Annotated in this window: 1 pseudogene; it reads right to left on the bottom strand. The window is 72.8% G+C overall.

The window, feature by feature from the left end:
* Window positions 1–307, bottom strand: a pseudogene (locus AC5RUJ_RS18540) (hydroxyacid dehydrogenase); the annotation flags it as partial.
* Window positions 308–408: the final 101 nt, after the last annotated feature.

The raw sequence follows: 408 nt of genomic DNA, 5'->3' as shown, positions 1-408 counted from the left end.
CGGCGTGCACTCCCGCCGCGCTGGCGATGGCGACGTCCGGTCCGACGACGGCGGCTATCCCGTCAACCCCGGTGGTTTGGGCCTGCACCAGCTGCAGGTTCGCCAGCTTCGGCAGGCCAGCGACGGCCCGGGACATGTCCGGGTACGGCAGCACCACGGCCTCGATCTGTTCGGGCCGCGCGTCCTCGGGGTCGCCGTCGAAATCCCAATAGACGGTGCGGATCCCCGTGGGCAGGGGTTCCAGGGCGGCCATCAGGTCCCGGTCGGGGCAGGCGACGGTGGTGACGGCAGGCGGGGCGGCATTCATGTGACTCCTGGAGCAGAGGCCGGCAGCCCGGCAGCGCGAACGGGCTTCGCCTGGAAGCCTACCCTCCGTCCGCGCGGGCAGAGGCTCATCGCGGCGCCGGG

This window comes from Arthrobacter sp. Y3223164 (genome assembly GCF_059091005.1).
The sequence above is the reverse complement of the archived record's forward strand: the minus strand, read 5'-3'. Positions and strand labels throughout refer to the sequence as shown.